Annotated in this window: 8 protein-coding genes; 2 read left to right on the forward strand and 6 right to left on the reverse strand. The window is 72.2% G+C overall.

Features of this window, described 5'->3' with window-relative positions; genetic code table 11:
• Position 1: 1 nt before the first annotated feature.
• The 5 genes from ACZ4Z2_RS31715 to ACZ4Z2_RS31735 form a co-directional block, all read right to left on the reverse strand.
• A complete protein-coding gene (locus ACZ4Z2_RS31715; RefSeq protein WP_468080711.1) occupies positions 2-583 on the reverse strand; it encodes a GTP-binding protein in 582 nt (193 codons plus the stop codon).
• On the reverse strand, positions 570-926 hold the full coding sequence (locus ACZ4Z2_RS31720) for a DUF742 domain-containing protein (RefSeq protein WP_468080712.1): 357 nt from the start codon (positions 924-926) through the stop codon (positions 570-572). The genes ACZ4Z2_RS31715 and ACZ4Z2_RS31720 overlap by 14 nt, the downstream gene beginning before the upstream one ends.
• Before the next feature lies 1 nt (position 927).
• Positions 928-1356 carry a roadblock/LC7 domain-containing protein gene (locus ACZ4Z2_RS31725; protein WP_468080714.1) on the reverse strand — a complete coding sequence of 143 codons (429 nt, stop codon included), beginning with the start codon at positions 1354-1356 and terminating at the stop codon, positions 928-930.
• 11 nt (positions 1357-1367) lie between these two features.
• Positions 1368-3797 (reverse strand): sensor histidine kinase, encoded by a 2430-nt coding sequence (locus tag ACZ4Z2_RS31730; RefSeq protein ID WP_468080715.1) that lies wholly within the window; start codon positions 3795-3797, stop codon positions 1368-1370.
• A 257-nt stretch (positions 3798-4054) separates the two neighbouring features.
• A complete protein-coding gene (locus ACZ4Z2_RS31735; RefSeq protein ID WP_468080716.1) occupies positions 4055-5062 on the reverse strand; it encodes a substrate-binding domain-containing protein in 1008 nt (335 codons plus the stop codon).
• A 319-nt stretch (positions 5063-5381) separates the two neighbouring features.
• On the opposite strand from ACZ4Z2_RS31735, the gene ACZ4Z2_RS31740 reads away from it, so the two are divergent.
• Positions 5382-5756, forward strand: a complete 375-nt coding sequence (locus ACZ4Z2_RS31740; protein ID WP_468080718.1) for a DUF779 domain-containing protein — start codon at positions 5382-5384, stop codon at positions 5754-5756.
• 57 nt (positions 5757-5813) lie between these two features.
• The gene (locus ACZ4Z2_RS31745) at positions 5814-7043 is read left to right on the forward strand and encodes a phosphodiester glycosidase family protein (RefSeq protein ID WP_468080719.1); all 1230 of its coding nucleotides are present in this window, start codon (positions 5814-5816) and stop codon (positions 7041-7043) included.
• A 28-nt stretch (positions 7044-7071) separates the two neighbouring features.
• Here ACZ4Z2_RS31745 and ACZ4Z2_RS31750 read toward each other — a convergent pair whose 3' ends face one another.
• Positions 7072-7266 (reverse strand): hypothetical protein, encoded by a 195-nt coding sequence (locus ACZ4Z2_RS31750; protein WP_055514301.1) that lies wholly within the window; start codon positions 7264-7266, stop codon positions 7072-7074.
• Positions 7267-7482 lie beyond the last annotated feature (216 nt).

Consider the following 7482-nt stretch of genomic DNA (forward strand, 5'->3'; position numbering starts at 1 on the left):
TTCAGCGGGCCGACGTCGCGATCAGCCGGTCCAGGAGGCCGATGAGCACATCGCGGCAGGAGGCGCGTTCGCGCGCGTCGAAGAGCAGGACCGGCGTGTGGTCGGGCAGCGCCAGGGCCTCGCGGATCTCGTCCGGTGCGTAGGGGTGCTCTCCGTAGAACCCGTTGACGCCGATGACGAACGGGATCTTCCGGCGTTCGAAGAAGTCGATCGCCGCGAAGCTCGACTCGGGTCTGCGGACGTCCACCAGGACCACCGCGCCGAGCGCGCCGATCGCGAGGTCGTTCCACATGAACCAGAACCGCTGCTGCCCGGGCGTACCGAACAGGTACAGCACGAGGTCGTCCCCGATGCTGATCCGCCCGAAGTCGAGGGCGACCGTGGTGGCCTGCTTGTCGGGGATGCCGTCGAGGTCGTCCACACCGAGTCCCGCCGTGGTGAGGGGTTCCTCGGTGCGCAGCGGGACGATCTCGCTGACCGACCCGACCATGGTCGTCTTGCCGACGCCGAATCCCCCGGCGATGAGTATCTTCACCGCGTCGGGAGCCGCGATCCGCTGTGGGGTGGGGTCAGAGGCGGCCAAGGCCGTCCCTCACTTTCTTCAGCAGGTCCAGGTCGGTGGTGCGGGACATCAGCCGTGGCTGCCGTACGGTGATCCGGCCCGCCTCCAGCAGGTCGCAGAGCATGATCGCCACCACGCTCACCGGGAGGTCGAGCCCGGTGGCCAGCTCCGCCACCACGATCGGCTCGGCGCAGAGTCTGAGGATCCGGGTGTGCTCGGGCTGCGGCCGGGCCCCGCCGACGGGCTGCGGGTCCACCGCCGTCACCGTGGTGATGAGGGTGAAGTCGCTCCGACTCGGTCGGGTCCGGCCACCGGTCAGGGTGAACGGGCGAACCAGCCGGCCCGCCGCGTCGCCTCCGTTCACCTCACTCGCCGCTGTCCGCGACGACCACGCCCGCGCGCGGGGCCGCGCTGAGGTGCTCGCCGATCTTCTTCACCAGCATGTTCATCTGGTACGCCACCACGCCGACGTCCGCGCCCGGCCGGGTGAGCACGGCGAGGTTGGCGCCGGGCCCGGCGTTGGTGAGGATGAGGAAGGCGTTGCCCATCTCTATGAGCAGCTGGCGCACGGGACCGCCGCGGAAGTCCATGCTGACGCCCTTGCTGAGGCTCATCAGCCCGGACGCGGTCGCCGCCAGCCGTTCGGCGTCGTCGCGCAGGAACGCGGTGGACTTGCTGACGACCAGGCCGTCCTCGGAGAGCACGACGGCGTGGTCGACCTCGGCGACCCGGTCCACCAGTCCGGTGAGCAGCTGGTCGAGCTGGCTGTGGGTGGCGGGGGTGGGGCGTGTCATCTGTGTGTCCTTCATGAGCGGGTTGCGGAGGGGGAGTCGAGGGGGACGTCGGGTGCCGGAGGCGGGGATCCGGCTCCCGGGTCTTCGGACGCGGGTTCCTCCCCCCGTACGTACTCGGGTTCCGCTTCGTCGTCACGTGCCCGAAGTGTTCCGCGCTGGAAACCGGCGAGCGAGGAGGCGGCTCGTTCGGCCGTGAAGTCATCGTCGTCGCCGTCGGGGCAGGGCACCGTCTCCTCCTTCAGCTCGGCCGCCAGACTGGTCTGCGGCACCCGCCGGGGAAGCGGGAGTCTGCCGCCGTCGGTCCGGGCCGAGGGTGTGCGGGCCGCCGTCCCGGTGCCGTTCACGGCCGAGGTGTCCCGGGTCCGGGTGTGCGCGGCGGGCAGGTCCTGCGGATCGGGCGCCGGGTCGGTCCGTACGACCTCGGGGTCGGCGGCGGTGACCCGCCGGGCCACGAGGGAGGACCGCACGGGCGGTTCGACGGCGTCGGTGCCGTCCGCCTCGGGCTCGGGCGCCTCCCGGACCACGATGTCGTGCGGGACCAGCACGATCGCGGTGGTGCCGCCGTACGGCGAGGGCCGCAGGGTGACGCCGATGCCGTGCCGGGTGGCGAGCCGGGCGATGACGAACATGCCGAGCCGGAGGTCGTCGGCGAGGGCCACCACGTCGAACTGCGGGGGCACCGCCAGTTGGCCGTTGAACGCGTCGTAGTCCTCCTCGGACATGCCGAGTCCGCGGTCCTCGACCTCCACGGCGAGGCCCTTTGCCACGACCGCCGCGCGTACGCTCACGGGGCTCGGGGCGGGCGAGTACGCGGTGGCGTTGTCGATCAGCTCGGCGAGGAGGTGGATGACGTCGGCGACGGCGGGCGGGGCGATCCACACGTCGTCCTCGGTGTGCACGTCGACCCGCTGGTACTGGGCGACCTCGCCGACGGCGCTGCGCAGGATGTCGATCAGGGCGACCGGTTCGGTCCAGGTGCGGCCGGGCCGCTCGCCGCTGATGATGACGAGGTTCTCCTCGTAGCGGCGCAGTTGGCTCGCGGTGGAGTCCAGCTCGTACAGGCCCTTGAGGATCTCCGGGTCCTGGTGCCGGCGCTCCAGCTGGTCGAGTTTGCTGAGCTGGAGGTTGACCAGGTTCTGGCTCTGCCGGGCGATGCCGAGGATGACGCGCTGGAAGCCGCGCCGGGTGTCGGCGAGTTCGACGGCGGTGTGCACGGCGGTGCGCTGGGCCGCGTTGAACGCCTTGGCGACCTGGCCGAGTTCGTCGGTGCCGTAGTCCAGGGGGGCCGCCGCCGTGTCGACGTCGACCTTCTCGCCCCGCTCCAGGCGGGCCACGACGTCGGGCAGCCGCTCCTGGGCGAGGCTGAGGGTGGCGGTCCGCAGGCCGCGCAGCCGCAGCGACAGGGAGCGGGTGATGCGCCAGGACATCACGATGCACAGCAGCAGCGCGGCGAGTCCGGCGGCGCTGAGCGAGCCGGCCTTGATGAGGAGCCCGCGGGCCTCGGCGCCGCTGCGGTCGAGCAGGGCGCGGGTCTGCTCCCTGATCAGCTTCTCGTACTGGACGGAGAGGGTTTCCATCGCGGTGTCCCAGCGTTCCCGGGAGTCGGGCAGCGCGATCCGGCGGGACTCGCCCTTGCCGGTGGCGCGGGCCAGGAGGACCTCGTCCTCCACCTCCTGGAGGTTCTGCCAGTCCTTGTCCCGGACGATGCGCTCGACCTCGCTCTTCACCTCTCCTTCGAGGGAAGGCACGAGCTGGTTGTCGACGAGCCAGCGCCGGGCGTTGACCACCTGCGCGAACCGCTGCTGGGAGGCGTCGTCGAGCTCTCCGGCCGGCCAGTTCAGGGTGAGGAGAGCGTCCTCCTGGGAGACCAGCTCCGCGGCCTGTTCGAGGGTGACGAGGGGGCCGGCCTGCGAGGTGAGGTCGCCGTCGTCGACCTGGGACAGCTCCTGGAAGGCGTGGATCTGGCCGTCGATGATCTCGGTGTACTGGTCCAGGATCTGCTCGGGGGTGATGTCGGTGGGGTTGTCCACCTGGCCCCGGTAGTACTCCAGGCTGCCGGAGCCGGCCATCACCGAGTACAGCCGCTCGCCGATGCGGTCGGGGGCTTTCTCGATGGCGTCCGCCTTCTCGGCGAGCCGGGCGACCGCCACGTCCGTCTTCCTGCGCTGCTCCTCCAGGGCCGCCGTGGAACCGCCGGGGGCGGCCATGTGGGCGGCCGAGAGCGCGCGCTCGCGTTGGAGGGCCAGGGTGGCCTCGGTGCCCATGGCGCCGGTGGACTTGCTCAGCCCCGTCTGCGCCCGCAGCCGCAGCCCCTCGGAGAACATCTGCGTCGTCGTCATGGCCCAGCTCGCGGTGAGCGTGACGCTGGGGATGAGGGCCAGCAGGATCAGCGAGAGACGTATGGAGCCGAGACGGCGCCGGGCGCCGGTCCTTGGGGGCATCGTCGTCCTTGGGCGGTTGGCGGGGAGCGGAAGGGTCAGGGGGCGGGACTTCGGCGACCGAGGGTGGTGGGTGGGCACCCGTCAGTACGGTGCGCGGGGGATGCGCAGGATGTTATCCGCACGAGGGAACGCCTGCGTGGGGGGAGGCGCAAAGCTTGGTGTCGCCGTTACCGGACCGTTCCGGATGTTTGGGATGCGTGGTGAACCCGTGTCCGAACGGCGGACCTGGTCGGGATGTTCGAAGAGGTCGGCGCGGCTCACCGGGTGCCGTTCGCGGCGAACTTCTCGATCCCGGCGATGTTCTTCCGGGTCACGAACGCGGGGCCGGTGAGCACCGGTTCCACGCCGCCGCCGCTGACGTTGCCGTTGGTGCGGTAGAGCCACAGCCCGTCGACCGCGAGGTAGCCCTGGAGGTACGGCTGCTGGTCCACGGCGAACTGCACGGCGCCGCTCTTCACGGCCTTGACCATGTCCGCGTTCAAGTCGAAGGTGGCGACCTCGGCGCGGTCGCCCGCCTTCTTCACCGAGTCCACGGCGGCGAGCGCGTACTGCGCCCCGAGGGTCACGACCTCGTCGATGCTGGGGTCCTGACGGAGCTTCGCGGCGATCACCCCCGTGACCTGGTCCATGTCGGCGCCGTCGACGTAGAGGGTCTCGGTCAGTCCGCCGAAGGTCTTGCGGACGCCGGCGCAGCGGGCCTCCAGGGCGACGTTGCCGCGCTCGTGGATGACGCAGACGGCGTGCCGGGCGTCGCGGGCGTCCAGTTCCTTGCCGAGCGCCCGGCCGGCGACGCTCTCGTCCTGGCCGTAGAAGCCCAGCAGGCCCTGTGCGCGCCAGGCGTCGATGCCGGAGTTGAGGGCGACGACGGGGATGCCGGCCGCGCGGGCCTCGGCGACCGCGCCCCGCATGGCCCGCGGCTTGGCGAGGGTGACCGCGATGCCGTCGACCTTGTCGGCTACCGCGTCCCGGACCAGTTTCGCCTGGCCCGCGGCGTCGGGGTCGCTGACGAACGTCAGGTCGATGCCGTCCTTGGCGGCCGCGGCCTCCGCTCCCTTGCGCACCCGGTCCCAGAAGACGTCCCCCTCCGCCCCGTGGGCGATGAGGGCGACCCTCATCCCGCCCGAACCCGGCCCGCCCGACGTGCCGTCGCCCGCGTCGGAGGCGGTGCCGCCGAGGAACGAGCAGCCGGCGACGGTGAGACAGACGGCGGCGGCGAGCGCCGCGGCGCGGAACGCTGTGGAAAGTCGGTGTGCGGCGGGGTTCATGAGGGTGCGGCACCTCGCTGTGCGACCAAGGCGGGACGTCGGAGACGGCGAAATCGCCGCGATCACCGCGCTGACGTGCGGCGACTGGCTGACTTTCGCTGGGCGGAGCCAATCGCGTGTGACGCCCGGTAGTCAAGTGACCAACGAAATCGATGTACTGCTGTGACAGGTGCCGAACGACCTGCGCACACGTGTCACCTGCCGGAAGCCCCGCCCACCCGGCACCGCTCCGATCCGGCCAACTCCCCCGCCCGGTCCGGTCCCGCCCGACGGGGTCCACGCAACGTCCTCGCAACCTGACGGGGCGTTGACTGCGGCCATGGATGTGGTCCCGCGTGTAGAGCTGACCCCCGCGGCCGCCGACCTGCTCCGGCGGCTGCGGGCGGCCCACGGCCCGCTGATGTTCCACCAGTCGGGCGGCTGCTGCGACGGCAGCGCCCCCATGTGCTACCCGGACGGCGAGTTCCGTACGGGCGACTCGGACGTCCTCCTCGCGGAACTGGAGGTCGACGGGATGGACGAGGCGGTGGGCTTCTGGATGTCCCGCGGCCAGTACGAGGTGTGGCGTCACACCCGGCTCATCGTCGATGTCGTACCCGGCCGGGGCAGCGGTTTCTCCCTGGAGGCACCCGAAGGAGTGCGTTTCCTGATCCGTTCCCGCGTCGTCGGCCAGGAGCCGCCGCCCGGCCGGTAGTCGTCTGGTGCACTTCCCCCGGGTCCTGGGACGGTTGACGAGACATCAGGGGGCACCGTGACACGTCGTGGCGGACGGTTCAGAACGGTACGGACGGTTCTCGCGGCGTGGAGTGTGCTCACCGGCGTCGCCCTCGTGGGGGCGGCGCCGGCCACCGGCGCGCCCCGGGCCGCCGAACTGGCGCCCGGCGTCACCTACGCCCACTTCGACGTACCGGCCGCGATGGGTGTGGCGCACGCCCATGTGCTGAGCGTCGACCTGCGCAACCGCCGGGTCCGGGTGGGCCTGCTGTACCCGGGTGCGGTGGCCGCGCGGGAGACCGTGTCCCGGATGGCGACCGCCGCGGGCGCCGTGGCCGGCGTCAACGGCGACTTCTTCAACATCACCGAGGTCCAGCATCCCGGTGTCACGGCCACCGGAGCCCCCGTGGGTCCGGCGATCGCGGACGGGCGCGCGCTCAAGGCCGCCGTGCCGGACGGCCAGCGCTTCGGCCCGGCCCTGCCGCCCGGTACGAGCACCAAGGACGTGCTCGGTGTCACGGCCGACGGCACGGCCCGCCTCGACAGCATCGCCCTCGACGGTTCCGTCACCACCGCCGAGGGCGTCCTGCCGCTCGGCGGCCTCAACCAGTACGCCCTGCCGGTCGGTTCCGTAGGGGCGTTCACCTCCGACTGGGGCACCGTCTCCCGGCTGCGGGCCGTGTGCGGCACCGACACCGACCGGGCGGCGCCCTGCGGCACCGACGTCCACGAGGTGCTGGTCGCGAACGGCCGGGTGGTCTCCGTCGCGCCCGCGCCCGGCAGCGGTGCCGTCGCGCCCGGCGCCACGGTCCTCGTCGGCCGCGAGGCGGGCGCCCGGTGGCTGAGGAAGCTCTCCCCCGGCGACCCGGTCGAGGTACGGCACCGCCTGGTGGCGGCGGGGTCCCGCACCGCCTACGCCTTCGCGCTCGGCGGTTACCCGGTCGTGCGGGACGGGCTGCCGCTGCCGGGCCTGGACGACGCGGTCTCGGCGGTGCGCACGGCCGCCGGTGTCGCCGGGGACGGCCGCCGCCTGCTGCTGCTCGCCCTGGACGGCGCCCCCGCCCACCGGTCCGGGCTCACCGTCGCCGAGGTCGCCGAGGTGATGCGGAAGCTGGGCTCGGACGACGTGTTCAGCCTGGACGGCGGCGGCTCCTCCACGCTGGTCGCCCGTGCCGCCGACGGGAGCGGCGTCACCGTACGGAACCACCCCAGCGCCGGCGCCGAACGGGAAGTGCCGAACGGTGTCGGGGTGTTCACCCGGACCTGACGGCAGGGCCGGCGCGCGAGGACCCGGTTCAGGGCTTGAGGCTGCTGACGATGTCCGCCGTGGCCGTGAGGCCGTTGTGGATGGTCGGCGCCAGGCTGGTGCTCGCCATGGAGAAACCGAGCAGCACACAGACGGCGGCATGCGACAGCTTCAGTGCGCCGTTGCGCATGAAGACCACCGCCAGGATCACGAGCAGCAGCACCACAGAGATGGAAATCGCCATCGTCAACCTCCTCCGCCACGCCCACTTCGCGGCATTCGGCCGCAAGTGTGGCGTAGCGGAGGGTTCGTCCGTGCGGCGGACGTGTCCGCCGAACGAGTGGTGTCGGCCGTGTCGCGGCGCCCCTAGGCCCTGTCGTCACATTCCCGCCGTCGCCCGGAGGGCGGCCCCGCGGCGTCAGGTGCGTGCTCTCGGCGTGCCGGGCCCTGACCCGTGTAC

The organism is Streptomyces sp. NPDC030183 (assembly GCF_055573455.1).

Bases quoted from the DNA above. Each gene is read 5' to 3' on its own strand.
- ACZ4Z2_RS31735 (WP_468080716.1), bottom strand. From the start codon at position 5,062: ATGAACCCCGCCGCACACCGACTTTCCACAGCGTTCCGCGCCGCGGCG.
- ACZ4Z2_RS31750 (WP_055514301.1), bottom strand. From the start codon at position 7,266: ATGGCGATTTCCATCTCTGTGGTGCTGCTGCTCGTGATCCTGGCGGTG.
- ACZ4Z2_RS31725 (WP_468080714.1), bottom strand. From the start codon at position 1,356: ATGACACGCCCCACCCCCGCCACCCACAGCCAGCTCGACCAGCTGCTC.
- ACZ4Z2_RS31730 (WP_468080715.1), bottom strand. From the start codon at position 3,797: ATGCCCCCAAGGACCGGCGCCCGGCGCCGTCTCGGCTCCATACGTCTC.
- ACZ4Z2_RS31740 (WP_468080718.1), top strand. From the start codon at position 5,382: ATGGATGTGGTCCCGCGTGTAGAGCTGACCCCCGCGGCCGCCGACCTG.